The sequence below is a fragment of the Pseudomonas sp. FG35 genome, assembly GCF_057809295.1.
The window spans coordinates 317,617-334,413 of sequence record NZ_JBMDJR010000003.1 but is presented as its reverse complement, the minus strand read 5'-3'; the positions used below and the strand labels follow the sequence as shown (position 1 = coordinate 334,413).

The 16,797-nt window shown below is 60.6% G+C and carries 15 protein-coding genes; 4 read left to right on the top strand and 11 right to left on the bottom strand.

The annotated features are described in order from the left end of the window. Positions 1-98: 98 nt before the first annotated feature. Complete coding sequence (locus ACODTD_RS08065) at positions 99-1,505, top strand: serralysin family metalloprotease (RefSeq protein ID WP_285358286.1); 1,407 nt, start codon at positions 99-101, stop codon at positions 1,503-1,505. Between the two features lie 81 nt (positions 1,506-1,586). On the opposite strand, the gene ACODTD_RS08060 is transcribed toward ACODTD_RS08065, so the two are convergent. Next, positions 1,587-2,801, bottom strand: a complete 1,215-nt coding sequence (locus ACODTD_RS08060) for an MFS transporter (protein ID WP_011334734.1) — start codon at positions 2,799-2,801, stop codon at positions 1,587-1,589. A 180-nt stretch (positions 2,802-2,981) separates the two neighbouring features. Between ACODTD_RS08060 and ACODTD_RS08055 the strand changes: the two genes are divergently transcribed. Next, the gene (locus ACODTD_RS08055; RefSeq protein ID WP_011334733.1) at positions 2,982-3,350 is read left to right on the top strand and encodes a DUF427 domain-containing protein; all 369 of its coding nucleotides are present in this window, start codon (positions 2,982-2,984) and stop codon (positions 3,348-3,350) included. 108 nt (positions 3,351-3,458) lie between these two features. On the opposite strand, the gene ACODTD_RS08050 is transcribed toward ACODTD_RS08055, so the two are convergent. From ACODTD_RS08050 to ACODTD_RS08040, 3 genes are all read right to left on the bottom strand, one after another. Continuing rightward, a complete protein-coding gene (locus ACODTD_RS08050) occupies positions 3,459-4,445 on the bottom strand; it encodes a hypothetical protein (RefSeq protein ID WP_011334732.1) in 987 nt (328 codons plus the stop codon). 164 nt (positions 4,446-4,609) lie between these two features. Further along, positions 4,610-6,232 carry an MFS transporter gene (locus ACODTD_RS08045; RefSeq protein ID WP_285358282.1) on the bottom strand — a complete coding sequence of 541 codons (1,623 nt, stop codon included), beginning with the start codon at positions 6,230-6,232 and terminating at the stop codon, positions 4,610-4,612. A gap of 81 nt (positions 6,233-6,313) precedes the next feature. Continuing rightward, positions 6,314-7,963, bottom strand: a complete 1,650-nt coding sequence (locus ACODTD_RS08040; RefSeq protein ID WP_489104706.1) for a GMC family oxidoreductase — start codon at positions 7,961-7,963, stop codon at positions 6,314-6,316. 133 nt (positions 7,964-8,096) lie between these two features. On the opposite strand from ACODTD_RS08040, the gene ACODTD_RS08035 reads away from it, so the two are divergent. Next, on the top strand, positions 8,097-8,984 hold the full coding sequence (locus ACODTD_RS08035) for a LysR family transcriptional regulator (protein ID WP_285358278.1): 888 nt from the start codon (positions 8,097-8,099) through the stop codon (positions 8,982-8,984). A 98-nt stretch (positions 8,985-9,082) separates the two neighbouring features. Next, a complete protein-coding gene (locus ACODTD_RS08030; RefSeq protein WP_489104705.1) occupies positions 9,083-10,345 on the top strand; it encodes an MFS transporter in 1,263 nt (420 codons plus the stop codon). 21 nt (positions 10,346-10,366) lie between these two features. Here the strand turns inward: ACODTD_RS08030 and ACODTD_RS08025 are convergent, their stop codons facing one another. The 7 genes from ACODTD_RS08025 to ACODTD_RS07995 are packed head-to-tail and all read right to left on the bottom strand — an operon-like array spanning position 10,367 to position 16,661. After that, entirely contained in the window at positions 10,367-11,734 is a 1,368-nt protein-coding gene (locus ACODTD_RS08025; protein WP_236195996.1) for an ATP-binding protein, read from the bottom strand. Next, complete coding sequence (locus ACODTD_RS08020) at positions 11,731-12,393, bottom strand: response regulator (RefSeq protein ID WP_011334726.1); 663 nt, start codon at positions 12,391-12,393, stop codon at positions 11,731-11,733. Before ACODTD_RS08020 ends, ACODTD_RS08025 begins: the two co-directional genes overlap by 4 nt. An 11-nt stretch (positions 12,394-12,404) precedes the next feature. Next, positions 12,405-13,049: a tetratricopeptide repeat protein gene (locus tag ACODTD_RS08015; RefSeq protein WP_011334725.1), complete on the bottom strand. Its 645-nt coding sequence runs from the start codon at positions 13,047-13,049 to the stop codon at positions 12,405-12,407. Next, positions 13,046-13,855 (bottom strand): SDR family oxidoreductase, encoded by an 810-nt coding sequence (locus tag ACODTD_RS08010; protein WP_221614475.1) that lies wholly within the window; start codon positions 13,853-13,855, stop codon positions 13,046-13,048. Before ACODTD_RS08010 ends, ACODTD_RS08015 begins: the two co-directional genes overlap by 4 nt. After that, positions 13,842-14,516: an iron-containing redox enzyme family protein gene (locus ACODTD_RS08005; RefSeq protein ID WP_039767068.1), complete on the bottom strand. Its 675-nt coding sequence runs from the start codon at positions 14,514-14,516 to the stop codon at positions 13,842-13,844. The genes ACODTD_RS08010 and ACODTD_RS08005 overlap by 14 nt, the downstream gene beginning before the upstream one ends. Further along, positions 14,513-15,994 (bottom strand): AMP-binding protein, encoded by a 1,482-nt coding sequence (locus ACODTD_RS08000; protein WP_489104704.1) that lies wholly within the window; start codon positions 15,992-15,994, stop codon positions 14,513-14,515. Before ACODTD_RS08000 ends, ACODTD_RS08005 begins: the two co-directional genes overlap by 4 nt. Next, complete coding sequence (locus ACODTD_RS07995) at positions 15,984-16,661, bottom strand: thermostable hemolysin (RefSeq protein WP_489104703.1); 678 nt, start codon at positions 16,659-16,661, stop codon at positions 15,984-15,986. Before ACODTD_RS07995 ends, ACODTD_RS08000 begins: the two co-directional genes overlap by 11 nt. Positions 16,662-16,797 lie beyond the last annotated feature (136 nt).

The following is a 16,797-nucleotide window of genomic DNA, read 5'->3' as shown; positions in this document are numbered from 1 at the left end:
GTTCAATCTGCCTGACAAGGCGAGTGACAGGACGATCTCGCCAGAAGATCGCCGTTTTTCTGTCTGACACTGACTCTTCAGAAACAAGGACGTACACCATGTCTCAACCTTCCTCCCAGGCCAGCAGCGCCTACACCGCCGTCGACACCTTCAGTCACCTGTACGACCGGGGCACCGGCACCGTCAATGGCAAACCGTCGTTCACCGCCGACCAGGCCGCTGACGAAATCCTGCGCAAGGGCATGTCGTGGCAGGACAAGAATGCCGACGGCAAGATTGATCTGACCTACACGTTCCTGACCGACAAACCGTCGAACTACAACCCCAAACTCGGCAACTTCAGCGAGTTCAGTGCCCAGCAAAAGGCCCAGGCCGTGCTGGCGATGCAATCGTGGTCGGACGTGGCCAACGTGACCTTCACCGAAGGCAAGGGCGGTGACGGCCACATGACTTTCGGCAACTACGACGTCAGCACCGGCGGCGCAGCGTTCGCCTACCTGCCGCAGGGCAGCAGCTACGACGGTCAATCGTGGTACCTGATCAACGATCAGTACCAGGTCAACAAGACCCCGGACGCCAACAACTACGGGCGTCAGACCCTGACCCACGAAATCGGCCACACCCTCGGCCTGTCGCACCCGGGCGCCTACAACGCCGGCAACGGCAACCCGACCTACGGCGACGCCAAATACGCCGAAGACACCCGTGGCTACAGCCTGATGAGCTACTGGAGCGAAGCCAACACCGACCAGAACTTCAGCAAGGACGGCAGCGGCGCCTACGCCTCGGCACCGTTGATGGACGACATCGTCGCGGTGCAGAAACTCTACGGCGCCAACTTCGAAACCCGTGCCGACAACACCGTGTACGGCTTCAACTCCAACGCTGATCGCGACTTCTACAGCGCCACCTCGAACACCTCGAAAGTGGTGTTCTCGGTGTGGGACGGCGGCGGCAATGACACCCTGGATTTCTCCGGCTTCAACCAAAACCAGAAGATCAACCTCAACGAAGGCTCGTTCTCCGATGTCGGCGGTCTGGTGGGCAACGTGTCCATCGCCCACGGTGTGACCGTGGAAAATGCCATTGGCGGTTCGGGCAGTGACCTGCTGATCGGCAACGCGGCGGCCAACGATCTGATCGGCGGTGCCGGCAACGACATCATTTATGGCGGTGGCGGCGGTGATTCGCTGTGGGGCGGTGAAGGCGCAGACACCTTCGTGTTCGGCGCGGCCAGCGACTCGACCATGACCGCGCCGGACTGGATCATGGATTTCACCAGCGGCCTGGACAAGATCGACCTGTCGGGCATCGCCGGGTTCGCCACCGGCGCAGCCACGCTGAACTTCGTCAGCGGCTTCACTGGCCACGCCGGCGACGCAATCCTCACGTACTTCGAACAGACCAACCAGACCAGCCTGATGATCGACCTCACAGGCCAGGGCTCGGTGGACTTCGCGGTGGGTGTGGTGGGGCAGGCGGTGGCGACCGATATCGTCGCGTGATCTGAGTCCAAAAAAAACCGCAGTCCTTCACAGGCTGCGGTTTTTTTGTTTTCGGACATCGCTCCACGATAGTGAAATCCGTTACTGCTCGGTCTCGAGAATCGACGTGACGGGGGCGTTACGGACTCTGGCAAACCACCAGAGCGCCGCTACGCCCAGCAGCGTCGCCAGCACGGCCAGAATCAGAATCACACGTTGTGTCCCCAATGGCGCGGCGAGCAGTGCGACCAGCAGACCGGCCAGCGGTTGTGACAAGTTGTTGAGCAGAGTGATCACGCCCACGGTCTTGCCGAAGTCCTGCGGGGGAATGACTCGCTGGCGAATGCTGCGCATGTAGACGTTGAACATCTTGTCGAAGCCGACGATCAGCAGGAAACCCAGCACATAACCCGCCAGGTTCGGGCTCAGGGCGCTGATGAAGGCGCCGGCGGCAAGCATCGAACAGGCAACCCCACCCAGTACGCGCAACGGCAATACCACCCGGGCGAGGAAAAACAGAATCACGATGGTGGTCACCGCGCCAGCCGCTTGCAGCACGGCATAGTCGTCCTTGCCGGCGCTGTATTGACCGAGCACCATGGCCGCCGAAGTGGCCAGAGTGACCCCGACAATCAGGTTGACCCCGACCGCCAGGGCGATGATCTTTTTCAGCTCCGCCCGTTCGCGGATATGCCTGAACGCGATGCGCAGAGGCTGCAGCCAGATGTCCTGATGCTGCTCGAAAACCTCGAGGGTGATACGACTGAAACGTTGCCACACCCGCATGCTCAGGTCGGCCAGCAAGAACAGCCCGGCCACCCACAGCACCACCCAGTGCCAGGCCGAAACCTCCAGCAGCAATGCCGCCACCAAGGGGCCCAGAACCAGTCCGGTCTGGTCGGCTATCTGCGAGTAGGACAGGGTTTTGGTGTAGCTGTAGTGCTGGAAAATATGCGGCATCAGCACTTCGCGGGCCATGATGCCCTGAGTGGTCAGCACGCCGCACAGCGCAGACAGCACCACAAGCCACGCGATACCGCCGAAGACGGCATAAAGCCCTACCGCCAACACGCAGAGCAGCGCCCGGTAGACCTGACTGATGTGCAGAATCCTGATGGGCGAGAACTTGTCGCACAGGGCCCCGCACAACGGAAACGCGAGAAAGCGCGGCAGCGACTCGACGAAGAATGCAAGCCCCGCCCAAGACGCGCTGTTGGTGGTCTGGAATACCACCAGCGGCACGATGAACAACAGGATCTGATCCGCCAGCCGCGAGAGGAACAGCGAGATGAAAAAAGCCAGGTAATCCTTACGCATGATGACTCCTGTCGATCGGCGTTTTGGCCGCTTTGCGCGTGATATGAAACCAGAAACCGTCGCCTCCGCAAGCGGCGGTCATATCTGATTGAAGAAAGGCCGTTCGGCTGCGAACCCGACGAGATTCCTCCGCATGGGTTATACCTGAACCGGTGCCCTCGCCGCCGTCAGGAGAAACCGATGAAAACGTCCGGTCCCAGTCCCGTCATCACCATCGCCGAGCAGCCAGGCTGCCTGCTTGTGAAATTCCACGGCATACAGGTCGCCGCCTCAGCTCGGGCGCTGGTGCTGCTCGAAGCCAATTACCCGCCGGTCTACTACATCCCCCGCGAGGACATCGACGAGAAGTACTTCGCCCGCACCGACCACACCACCTACTGCCCGTACAAGGGCGATGCCAACTATTTCAGTCTGCAAGTGCCGGGGCATGAGGGGGCGAATGCGGTGTGGACGTACGAACATCCGAAGATTTCTGTGAGCCAGATCAAGGACTATGTGGCGTTTTATCCCGATCAGGTGAAGTTTGAAGTTATAGATGTCGATGGATGAATGTAAAAGGTGCCCGTCAGTCGGAAATCGATAACGGGCTTGTATAGTCATGCATTCATGAAAGCAGGAGAAGAGTCGACTTGGAGATTGATGGAGTAACGAAGTCGATCACTCGCTTTGGAACAAGATATTTTGATGGATGCTATATTTTTCTTTGAGAAACGAACCAAAGAAAGCCGAAAGATCAAGTCCGTCCAGTTTTCTCAAATAGTTTATCGCACTGGTAGATCTGTCGAAATTTGTAGAGTTTGAAAGGTTGGCCGAGTGGAGCGCCTGCGAAACATCCGAGGGTTTCATCATCAGACCAGAGATCTCAGTGTCAAACGCTTCATCTATCCAGTTGAGCTGGATGTTTCTGAGCGTATCGATCCCGACGGGTTGAAATACCTTATTCTCGGATGTCACGTCTGGACTCTGGCTTGAATTTGTCAGACCGTTAAAAAATGAGTTCCATGGTTGTGCGAAGCCGACAGATTCTGGATCTGAGTGAAAAACGATACTCGGCGTGGTGGATTTGTCGTAGCTATAGCGGTGGAGGTAATGATCTACCAAACGATGAGGAACGATGGTGATCAGCCCATTGAAGTGTCGAGTAAAAAAAGACTGTGTTTTGCCAGTGCTAGCATCCGTGTAATCGTTATTGAGATATTCCCAGACCTGATGCCGTTTTAACACAATGGCCAAATCAATTCGGGTGTCGAGTTCGTTTTCAGAAACGAAAGTTGGGCATACATAGGCTGCAGTAGAGCGAAGTGACAACCAATACAATGCATTGTGTTGCAGCGGCTCGTCAGTTCCCTTGTGCTTGCGTAGATAAAATGTGAAAACGCCTGGTTTGGTATTTAACGGAATTGATTCTCGCGAAGAGATTATTTCGCTGCTTGATTTGTAGGAATGGAAGCTTGAAGTTTTAGCCTGTATGTAAAAAGGCTTGACGCTTGTTGCGACAGCATCATAACCACCCCTGTAGCGTTCCTGCCTCTGCGTAACTTGTCTGATTTTTGCTTTTCCTCCGTTTCCGCCTGGAAGTGTGCGCAACATTCTATCTATCAGGGTTAGTAGTTCAGCTTCATCGAACTGGGGTGTAGAAATCACGTTTTCGTCCTTGATGGCTGTGGCGATATTTCGCTGATCGAGTGAAGAGGCTGGAGTATCTGCTGGAAGCAAGATGGTATTGAAGTGCCATCAATTTGTCGATTACTAAAGTGCAGCAAAAAAAGCCGCTTCAAGGTTTAACTTGAAGCGGCTTAGTGGATGTATCAGTTCTTGTCGAGGTCGATATTCTTGGTCTCACGCAAGCAAATCATCCCCACCACCAGGCTCACCCCTGTAATCAACACCGGGTACCACAGCCCGTAGAAAATATCCCCGGTGTACACCACCAGCGCAAACGACACGGTCGGCAGGAAACCGCCGAACCAGCCGTTGCCAATGTGATACGGCAGGGACATCGAGGTGTAGCGGATGCGGGTCGGAAACAGTTCGACCATCAGCGCCGCGAGCGGGCCGTAGCACATGGCCGAGATGATGATCAGGCCGACGATCAGGGCCACGATCATCGGTTTGTTGATCTGCTGCAGGTCAGCCTGTTGCGGATAACCGGCGAGGGTGATGGCGCCGCGCAGTGCCGCCTCGTCGAAGCCGTCGAGTTTCACATCGCCGACGCTCACTTGCACCGTGCTGCCCGCTGGGGCGGCGACGCTGGAGTAGGGCAGGCCTTGCTTGACCAGGAAGGTCTTGACCTTGTCGCACGGGCTGTCGAATTTGGCCTTGCCCACCGGATCGAACTGGAAGGTGCAGGTCGCCGGGTCGGCCACCACGGTGATCGGTGCCTGTCGGCTGGCGTGGTCGATGGCCGGGTTGGCGTAGTGGGCCAGGGATTTGAAGATCGGGAAGTACAGCGCGGTGGCCAGCAGCAAGCCAAGCATCAGCACCGGTTTGCGCCCGACCTTGTCCGACAGCCAGCCGAAAATGATGAAGAACGGCGCGCCGATCACCACGCTGATTATCAGCAGACTGTTGGCCACCGCCGGGTCCATTTTCAGGAACTGGGTGAGGAAGAACAGCACGTAGAACTGCGCCGCATAAAAGGTCACCGCCTGGCCGGCGTTGATGCTGAACAGGGCGATCAGCACGACCTTGAGGTTTTCCCATTTGCCGAAGGATTCGCGGATCGGCGCCTTGCTGGCCTTGCCTTCCTCTTTCATTTTCAGATAGGCCGGCGACTCGTGCAGGCTCAGGCGAATCCAGGTGGAGATGCCCAGCAGCACGATCGACAGCAGGAACGGAATGCGCCAGCCCCAGACTTCGAACTGATCGCCGGTGAAGTAGCGGCAACCCAGCACCACCAGCAATGACAGCAGCAGACCGAGGGTTGCGGTGGATTGAATCCAGCTCGTATGGAAACCACGTTTGCCGATGGGCGCGTGTTCCGCCACGTAAGTCGCGGCGCCGCCGTACTCGCCGCCGAGGGCAAGGCCCTGCAGCATGCGCAGCACCACCAGAATGATCGGCGCGGCGATGCCGATGCTGGCGTAGGTCGGCAGCAGGCCCACGGCGAACGTCGCTACACCCATCAGGATGATGGTCGCGAGGAAGGTGTATTTGCGCCCGATCATGTCTCCCAACCGCCCGAACACCAGCGCCCCGAACGGCCGCACGATGAAGCCTGCGGCGAACGCCATCAGTGCGAAGATGAACGCGGTGGTGTCGTTGACCCCGGCGAAGAACTGCTTGCTGATGACCGCCGCCAGGGCGCCGTAGAGAAAAAAGTCATACCACTCGAACACCGTCCCCAGGGACGAGGCGAAGATGACCTTTCGGGTATCGGGGCTGGCGTCCGTGCTGCGCACGGCGTCCAGAGGCTGAACGTGTTCTGGCATATCGGTATCCCTCACAGTGATTGTTTTTGTTGTTTCCACTGTCGGCGCCGAGCCTGTGGGCAGGCGCCGCTGTTCCTTTGGTCAAGAGAGTGCGGTCAGTGCTTTTTCTTCGGCGGGAAAACTCCGGGCGGTTGGGTTGAGAATCAACTGTGCCGCTTTCTCGGCAATCATCAGCGTAGGCGAACAGGTGTTGCCGGAGGTGATGCGCGGCATGATCGACGCATCGGCAATTCGCAGACCCGGCACACCGTGCACGCGCAACTGTGCGTCGACCACCGCGTCCGCATCGTTGCCCATGCGGCAGGTGCCGACCGGGTGAAAAATCGTCGTGCCGATCTTCGCCGCCGCTGCGTGCAGTTGTTCTTCGGTTTGCAGGCTGGCGCCCGGCAGGTACTCCACCGGATTGAAGGCTTGCAGGGCCGGGGCGCTGACGATGCGCCGGGTCAGGCGAATCGCATCGGCGGCCACGCGCAGGTCTTCGGGATGGCTGAGGTAATTGGGTTGAATCAGCGGCGCGGTTTGCGGATCGGCGGCGCGGATTTCGATTCGGCCCCGGCTCTGCGGCCGCAAATCACACACCGACGCGGTGAATGCGGGGAAGCTGTGCAGCGGCTCGCCAAAACGCTCCAGCGACAGCGGCTGCACGTGATATTCGAGGTTGGCCGAGGCCTGTTCCGGCCCCGAGCGGGCAAACGCGCCCAACTGACTCGGCGCCATCGACAACGGCCCGCTGCGGTCATACAGATAACGCAGGCCCATGCCCATCTTGCCCCACACGCTACCGGCGATCTGGTTGAGGGTGCGGGCGTTTTCCAGTTTGTAGATCAGGCGCAGTTGCAGGTGATCCTGCAGGTTGCCGCCGACGCCCGGCAATTCATGCACCACGCCGATGCCGAGCTTTTCCAGCAGCGGGCGCGGGCCGATTCCGGAGCGTTGCAGAATGCTCGGCGAGCCCACGGAGCCGGCGCACAACACGATCTCCTTGCGCGCCTTGAAGCTCTTTTGTTGACCTTGCCAACGGGCGCTGACCTTCGAGGCGCGACCGTCTTCGAACAACACGCGATCCACTTCGACTTCGGTCAACACCGTTAGATTGGCCCGATCGCGGATCGGCTTCAGAAACGCCTTCGCCGCATTCCAGCGCACCCCGGCCTTCTGATTGACCTGAAAGTAGCCGCAACCCTCGTTGTCGCCTTGGTTGAAGTCATCGATGCTGGCGATGCCGCTCTGTTCGGCAGCGCTGCGGAAGGCATCGAGAATCGGCCACGACAGGCGCTGGCGTTCGACCCTCCATTCACCCTTGTCACCATGGAATTCCGCTGCGCCGGCAAAGTGGTTTTCGCTCTGCTTGAACAGTGGCAGCACATCGTTCCAGGCCCAGCCCGGATTGCCCTCGGCGGCCCAGCCGTCATAGTCGTTGGCCTGGCCACGCATGTAGATCATGCCGTTGATCGACGAACAGCCGCCCAGCACCTTGCCGCGCGGATAACTCAGCGCGCGGCCGTTGAGGCCCGGTTGTTCTTCGGTCTTGAAGCACCAGTCGGTGCGCGGGTTACCGATGCAGAACAGGTAACCCACGGGGATGTGAATCCACGGATAGTTGTCGCGCCCGCCGGCCTCCAGCAACAGCACGCGCTGCTGTGGATCGGCCGACAGCCGATTGGCCAGCAAACATCCGGCCGGCCCGGCACCGACCACGATGTAATCGAATTCATCAAGGGAAGCCTGCATTCCCTGACCTCGCTTATTGTTTTTGTTGTCGGTCATCCTAGTTGTTAGCTTTCGTCAAAAGAATGTTAGTTTTTGCGCAGCCGCTGTGCGTTTTCAAACAGCGCTTCCTGACGATAGCCGACAAGGACAAGCCATGTTCGACTGGAACGACCTGCGGTTCTTTCTCGAGTTGCAACGCAGCGGGCGCTTGCTCACCGCCGCCCGCCGCCTGAACACCACGCACGCCACCGTGGCCCGGCATATCGAGGCCATCGAAAAAAGCCTCGGCACCGCGTTGTTCGTCCAGCATGCCCAGGGCTACGAAATGACCCCGGCGGGGGAGGCGCTGCTCAAGCATGCCGAAGCCATGGAGAACGTCGCGCTGCTGGCTCAGGAGGAAATCACTCAATCCACCGCACCGTTGGGCAAGATTCGCGTTGGCGTGACGGAGGGGCTGGGCATCATGTTTTTGGCCAGCCGCATGATCGGGTTGTTCGAACGCTATCCTGGGCTGGAAGTGGAACTGGTGGCGGTGCCGCGCTTTGTCAGCATCCTCAACCGCGAGGCGGAAATCAGCATTCACCTTGAACGACCGGCGGCGGACATGCTGGTCACCCGCAAACTCACCGATTACCGGCTCGCGCTTTATGCCAGCCGCGCCTATCTCGACAACGCACCGCCGCTGCGCAGTCGCGAAGATCTCGGCCGGCACGCGTGGATCGGCTACGTCGATGATCTGCTGTTCAGTCAGGAGCTGATGTTCCTCAACAGTTTCTGTCGCAACCCTCGGGTGGTATTTCACAGCACCAGCGTGATCGCCCAGCAACAAGCCGCGCGCTCGGGGCTGGGGATTGCGGTGCTGCCTTGTTACATGGCAGCGTCGGACCCGGATCTGGTGGCGCTGTTGCCGGATGAGAGCATTGAGCGCAGTTACTGGATCAGTACGCGGCGCGAGTTGCACAAATCGGTGCGGTTGCGGGTGGTCTGGGATTACGTCGTGGGCTTGTGCGAAGGCGAGCGCAAGTTGTTGATGGGCCAGTAAAGACGGCTGTTTCATGCAACTAAAACGCTTGGCAAAAGGTCATTCGATTTGCGGAGGTTGAGTCATCTCGCAGAACCTCGACAACGAAGACGTTACCCGTGGCCACTCACCTCGATCGCCGTAATAACCTGTCTCTCGACAGCCTGAATTTTTTCCTCGCCGACGTGCGTGACGGCCTGGGGCCCTATTTGGCGATTTACCTGCTGGCGGTTCACCACTGGGAGCCGGCGAGCATTGGTCTGGTGATGACGATTGCCGGGATCGCCGCGCTCATCACCCAGACCCCGGCAGGCGCGCTGGTCGACAGCACACGCTTCAAACGGGCGCTGATAGCGATTGTTGCGCTGGTGGTCACCGGAAGCTGCCTGTTGCTGCCGTTCGTGACATCGTTCAGCTTGGTGGCGCTGACGCAGGCCATCAGCGCTGCTGCCGCTGCGATTTTCGCGCCGGCCATTTGCGCGATCACCCTTGGCATTACCGGGCCTCGCGCGTTTACGCGAAGAACCGGGCGCAATGAAACCTTCAACCACGCGGGCAATGCCTGCGCTGCGTTGTTGGCCGGTTTGTCCGCGTACCTGTTCGGCCCGGTGGCGGTGTTTTATTTGATGGCGGTCATGGCGCTGGCCAGCGTGATTGCCGTCTCCTTTGTGTCGGCAGATGCGATTGACCACGATCTCGCCCGAGGTCTTTCACCCAGCGAAACGGGGCAGAGCAAGCAGCCTTCGGGCTTTTCCGTATTGCTCACCAACCGACCGTTGCTGATGTTCGCGATTTGTTGTGCGCTGTTTCATCTGGCGAACGCGGCGATGTTGCCGCTGGTGAGTCAGAAACTGGCGCAGGCCAATCTGCAGATGGCCACGCCACTCACGTCCGCCTGCATCGTCGCGGCACAACTGGTGATGGTGCCGGTCGCGCTGCTGGTGGGGGCGAAGGCCGATCTGTGGGGGCGCAAGCCGTTGCTGCTGGCGGGGTTTATGATCCTGCCATTGCGCGGTGTGCTGTATGTGCTGTCGAACGATCCGTGGTGGCTGGTTTCGGTGCAGTTGCTCGATGGCATCGGCGCGGGGATTTTCGGCGCGCTGTTTCCGGTGGTGGTGAAAGACCTGACGCTGGGCACCGGACATTTCAATGTCAGTCTCGGGGCGATTTCAACGGTGTTCGGTCTGGGCGCGGCATTGAGCAACAGTCTGGCGGGGATTGTGGTTCAGGAGGCCGGTTACAGCGCTGCGTTCGTGACCCTGGCGGCGGTGGCAATGGCGGCGCTGGTGCTGCTTTGGTTGGCAGTGCCGGAGACGGTGCAGCGCTCCGATACCGACTCGATCGCCCTGCAAGGCAAGGCGCCGCCGATGGTTGCGCCATGACTCAACGCTCGCAAGACCTGTTCAACCGGCGGGAATCGACAACGTCGCCCTCAGGCCACCTTCGACCCGGTTTTCCAGTGTGATTCGCCCACCCAGACGGGTTGCGATGGTATTGACGATGGTCAGCCCCAGCCCGGCACCCTGGGGATTGCCCCGGCTGTAGAACCGCTCGAACAGTCGAGCCCGATCCGCTTCATCGATACCCGGCCCCTGATCTTCAACGCTCAAATGGTAAAACCCGTCGGCCCTGGTCAATTGCACGCTGATCACGCCTTGCTCCGGGGAGAAGCTGGCGGCGTTGGTGATGAGGTTGTTCAGGGCAATGTCGATGGTGGCGGCATCGGCGAGCACAGGGAATGGCTGGTCGTTGACGTCGAAGGCCAGTTCCAGATGCTTGCTCAGCAGCCATGGCGTGAGCTGCACCAGACTGTTGCGCACGGTTTCGCCAAGGTCGATGCGTTGTTTGGCAGGCGCGTTGGCCTTGGGTTCAAGGCGGGCCATGGTCAATAGCTGATTGACCAGCCGGCTGGTGCGATCCACCCCGGCGATCAGAAATTCGAGTGACTCGCGACGCTCCTGTTCGGTGCCGGCCTCCAGCAGGTTTTGCGCATGCACCCGCAGTACCGCCAGTGGCGTGCGCATTTCGTGGGCGGCGTCGGCGATGAACCGGCGCTCGCGACCGAGCACTTCCTGGATCTGCGCAAGCATGCGGTTGAGCGCTGCCTGCATTGGTTCCAGTTCGCTGGGCAGCGGCGTCAGTTGCAGCGGTTCGAGGGAGCCGCTGTGGCGGGCGCGCAGGGTCGCCGCCATGTTGGCCAGAGGCTTGAGCCCCCAGCCAATGGCCAGCCAGATCATCGCCGCCAGGATCAGGCTGCCGATCACGTTCGGCCACAGGGTATGGCGGACAATCCGGTCAACCAGGTCCGCTCGCACGTCACCGCGTTCACCCACCCAGATGCGCAAACCGTTCTGTTTGTCTTCCAGGACAAAAGCCCGCCAGTGGCGCTTGTTCAGATCCACCACATCGCTGAAGCCTGGCTGGATTGGCGGTGTGCTGAAGGAGGGCGCGCTGGCGGTATGCACCAGGATTTCGCCCTTGGCATTCCAGACCTGAAAGGCGAGTTTTCTTTCGTAGGGATGGCCGTCACCCTTGGGCACGGCTTCAGCCAAGGCCGAGTTGAACGCCCGATAAAGATCCGCGTGCTCCTGCCCCGGCAACGGCATGCGCATCACGCCTTGCAGCAACCGTGCGTTCTGCGCCAGTTGCGCGTCGTAGACTTCGGCGATTTCGTGGTTGCTGTCGTGCAGATTGAACAGGCTGAGCACGGTCAGACCGGCGAGCATCAGGCCGATGATCAGGGTCAGGGTGCGGCGCCGGATCGAGGTCATCGGCGCTCCTCCACCAGATAACCCACGCCGCGAATGGTGCGGATCAGGTCGGTGGAGAATTTCTTGCGCAGGTGATGAATGTGCACTTCCAGCGTGTTGCTTTCGGCTTCTTCGTTCCAGCCGTAGAGCAGCTGTGTGAGGTGGTCGCGTGTCATGACCCGACCCGGCGGCGAGAGCAGTTCGTGCAGCAACTGATATTCCTTGGGCGTGAGCACCACCGGTTGGCCCAGATAGCTGACTTGCTGGGTGCCGGGGTTGAGGCTGATGCCGGCATGTTCGATCAGCATCTGCGCGCGTCCGGCACTGCGTCGCAGCAGGGCGCGCAGACGGGCCTTGAGCTCGGCCAGGTCGAAGGGCTTGATCAGGTAGTCGTCGGCGCCGGCGTCCAGTCCCGCGATGCGGTCTTCGGTGGCATCGCGGGCGGTGAGGATCAGCACCGGCAGGTTCGAACCGCTGCCACGCAGACGACGCAGGACTTCGAGCCCATCCATGCGCGGCAGGCCGAGATCGAGCACCGCCAGATCAAAGTTTTCGCTGAGCAGGGCGTGCAGGGCGCTGCTGCCGTCCTTGAGCCAGTCGACCGTGTAGCCCTCGCGCCCCAGCGCCTGATGAATGCCCTCGCCGAGGGCCACGTCATCCTCGATCAGTAATAAACGCACACGGACTCCTGTCAGTCGAGTTTCTTGTTCACGTCCACCAGCAACGCGGCGATCTCTTTGCGGCGTCCGGCATCGGCACTTTCCCGGCCTGGGCGAGGAGCGGCTTGCAGGGCCTTGAGCAGCGCTGCTTTGGCTTCAGCGTAGCGTTTTTGACGGTAAAGGTGATCGCCCCAGAAGTACAGACTGTCGATTCCCTCGGGGTTGAGTTGCAGGGCCTGTTTGAGCAGTTGTTCGGCTTTGTCGCTGTCGCCGAACCCGATCGGCCAGCCCGGCACCCGGTCGTACAGCGCGGCGAGGCTGGTGTAGGCCGAACCTTGCAATGCCTTGGGGTCGAGGGTCAGGGATTTTTCCAGATCGGCTTTGGCGTCCTTGGCTTTGCCCAGGGCCCCGAGCCCGCCCTCGGCACCGGCCCAACTGCTGGTGACGATGCCTTTCCAGATCCAGGCCTCGGCGACGGCCGGCCGTTCCGTGGCGAAGTGCGTTGCCTGGGCGGCCAACTGTTCAAACGCAGCGGCCCGCTGTTTTTCCGGGGTCTCGTATTGGATGTGCGCCCAGCTCTGCTGGATGCTGTTGAGGCGTTGTTGATCGGCAGCGTCCAGCGCCCAGACACTTTGACTGAGGGCGCCCAGCAGCACACAGGCGAGAAGTTTTTTCATGGTTTCGGCGTCTCGTTCTCGGGTTTTTCACTCAGGCGACGGATCAACGGCAATTGCTTGCGCAGACCGCGATCCACCAGATTGGGCAGCAGGCTGTTGAGGCGTACGAAGAAGCGCTCCGGCCAGCCCAGATAGAGGTCGCGGCGATCGCCGGCAATCGCATGGATTACGGCATTCGCGACGGCTTGCGGGTCGTCGACGCTGGATTTGAGTGCGTCATTCAAGGCTTGGGCGGCGGGGCTGTTCATGGCGGTGCGGGTGGCGCGCGGCGCCACGTACAACACACCGACCCGGGTATCCGCCAACTCTCGGCGCAAGGCCTCGGAAAATCCGCGCAAGGCAAACTTGGTGGCGCAATAACTGGCATAACCGGGATAGCCGATCGACCCGTAGGTCGAACCAACGTTGACCACCATGGCACTGTCGGCCTGCTTGAGCAGCGGCAGCAACAGTTTGGTCAGGCAGATCGGCGCACTGATGTTCACCGCCAGCATGGCGTTGATGTCGCTGTCGTCGAGCTGTTCCAGCATTGCGAAGTGATTGACCCCGGCGGCGTTGATCAGCAGGTTGATGCCGCCGATGGCCTCGGCGGCGGCCAACACCTTGCGCCGGTCGCTGAGGAACGTCAGATCGGCGGCGACCCAGCACAGGTTCTGCGGGTAAAGGTCGAGCAACGGGCGCAGCGATTCCTGATGCCGCGCGACCGCCAGGACCTGCGCACCGGCAGCGCACAAGGCACGCGTGATCGCTATCCCGATGCCGCCGCTGGCACCGGTCAACACCACACGGGCTTCATGCAGCTGCATGTTGAGCCTCCGCGTCACGGGGCAGGCCGCGGAACATGTCGGTGTAGAGCCGATAGACGACTTTCGAGGCATGGATCACCGCCGCCTGGTCGGCCGGATCTTCCAGCTGATTCATCAGCCGGCGATAGGTTTGCATGTGCTCGATGTCCAGCGAGCCGTGGGAACTGAGGTAGCTGAACGCCGTTTCCGGCAGGGCCAGACGCTCGCGGATACTGCCCGCGGCGTGGGTGGCCAGGGCGATGCTGGTGCCCTCCAGCACGTTGACCATGCCAAACAGACCCACCGGATTGCCTCGGGCGATCAGGTCGTAAAGAAAACTGACCATCAGCTCGATCGGCAGCGACGGCTGGCCATCACGCACCGCGTTACGGTCACCGCCACAGGCCTCGATGTCGTTGAGCACCCATTGCTCGTGGCCGTATTCGTCCTCGATGTATTCGCACACGGCTTTGCGTAGCCATTCCAGGTGCGTCGGCAGGCGTGCACCACAGGCCATCATCAGCGGTACGGTGTGGCGCACGTGGTAGTAGGCCTGGGCGAGAAACGCGCGATAGCTTTCAAGGCTGACCTTGCCTTGCAGCGCATCGAGGATGATCGGCAGATTGAACAGCTCATGGCGTTCCTGGTGCGTGGCTTCTTGCAGGGTGTCGAAAAAACTCATGGTGCGGATTCCTCGGAAAGGGCGGATTCGGTAAGCACGGCGCGGTACTGCGCGACGATTGCCTCGCGGCGCGGGCGACCGTTGGCGGTGAGCAGGCCGTTGGCGGCCGTGAAAGGTTGTTTGAGACGTGTCCAGTGATGCACCTGGGCGTAATCGGGCAAGGCCTCGTTGGCAGCGGCGACGGCGGCCGCCAACTGGGCATCGGTGCAGTCCGGACGGTGCGGCCAGAGCAGGGCGTGGTTGTGTGGCAAGGCTTCGCCATACACAAAGGCCTGGGCGATGTGTTGACGCTGGGTCAGTTCGGATTCGACCCATTCCGGGTTGACGTTGCGGCCGAAACTGGTGACGAACTGATGCTTCTTGCGGCCCTTGAGGTAGAGAAAACCTTCCGGGTCGAACTCGCCCAGATCGCCGCTGGGCCACCACTCATCGCTGTACGCTGGTTCGCCAAGGTAGCCGAGCAGGGTCGATCCCTTGATCAGTACCTCTCCGTCCTCGGCCAGGCGCACTTCGACGTGAGGCAGGGGCCGCCCGACGCTCCCCGGACGCCGAGCACCGGGTCGGTTGAGACAAACCACCGAGGCGCACTCGGACAGGCCGTAGCCTTCGTAGACCGGCAGGCCGACCCGTTGCGCGCGGTGCAGCAGATCCTCGGAAACCCGTGCGCCACCGACGGCGGCAAAACGCAGCGATTGCGGATCGAAGGCTTTCTGTTCGGCAGCGCTGACCAGTAACAGCAGCAATTGCGGCACCAGAATCAGGCTCTCGGGTGCCCGGCTGGCCAGACAGCCGAGCAAGCGCGGCAGGTCGACGCCGCTGGCGCCCTGGATGCCCAGGGTTTTCTGGCTCGGCACGCTCAGCGTCGCACCGGCGTACAGTGCGGCGTAACAGCCGAGGTTCTCCAGCAGGATCGCCAGCGGCAGTAGCGCCACGTGATGTTGAGGGGCTGTGGGTTTGCTGGCCTCTTCCAGCTCCCGAGCGACCCGCAGCAGACTGTCGGCGCTCAGGCACACGCCCTTCGGTGTACCGGTGGTGCCGGAGGTAAACGTCAATTTGGCGGTACCGGCGGGCAGGCGGTTCGGGCCTTCAAAGGCGCGGCACCAGAATTCACCGCGTCGTTCATAACCGGCGGCGAGCAGTTCGCTCTCCAACTCCGGTTCAGCGATCACCCGTTCGGCCTGGCTTTGTTCCAGACAATGGGCACGTTGTGCCGGACTGAAGAACGGCGGCAGGGTCACGCACGTCAAGCCTTCAAACAACGCCGCCAGATCCCAGAGTATGGCCTCGACACCGTTATCCAGTGCCAGGGCAATGACCTTCACGTTTTCATCGCGCAAGCGTTGCTGGCGGTACATCACCTCGGCGTACAGCGTCGTATAACTGACTTTCAGGGTGTCGCCCCATAACGCCAGCGCGTTGTCATTGCGCCCTGCATGGCTGCGCAGGGTTTCCTGGAATCGTTGCCGTTCAAGCGACATGGCAGGCTCCTTCGACAGAAGTCGGCAATCCCAGCCGACCGAACAGACCGATGTTGCGCAGATGGATGAAACCGGCGCGGATATTGCCCACGTGCACCCAGGGTTTGCTTTCGTAGTAACTGCCCCAGTGGTGACGGTCATCGCCCAGACGTTCGGGGTCGGCGGCGCACAGCGTCACCGGTTTCAGACCCAGGCGATGGAAGCTGTTGACCAGGCCGATATTGCCGGTGAAGGTCACCCATTCCAGACCGCCCATGGCCAACAGGTAAGTGATGGCAATGATGCTCAGGCGTGCGCTGCCGGTGTCGTTCGCGGCAAGGTTGCCGACTTCGACAATCGCGCTACGCTCCACCGGACGCTCGGCGGCTGCACTGATCAAGGGCTCGATCGGCTCGTCCAGGTAGCGTTCAAGAAACAGCGGTTCAAGGTGCGCACGACGTACCCCGGCCGCTGCGCACAAGTCCCCGGAGTCGTTGTGCACACCAAACAGTTCAGGCATGAAATGGCGGATATCGGCGCCGTGGGCCTTGCGAAAGCGTTGTTGAATGAACGCTTCGAACGCCGCTCGTTGAGCATCGCCGGGTTGGGCGCTCGACAGCTGCATCTGCGGTGTTTCGCCTTGGCCAAAATGCAGGGGCAGGGGAATATTCCAGTCAGAATCGGGCATGGGCTGAACGCCTCCCTCAATAGGTTTGAGTGGAGTATCCGGACCATTTCTTAACGAAGTCTGAAGGTGAAAAAAGGTTAACGAACGACGGATCTTCAGATTGTCTTAAGACTTCCCCGGCAGGGTGACATCGTCG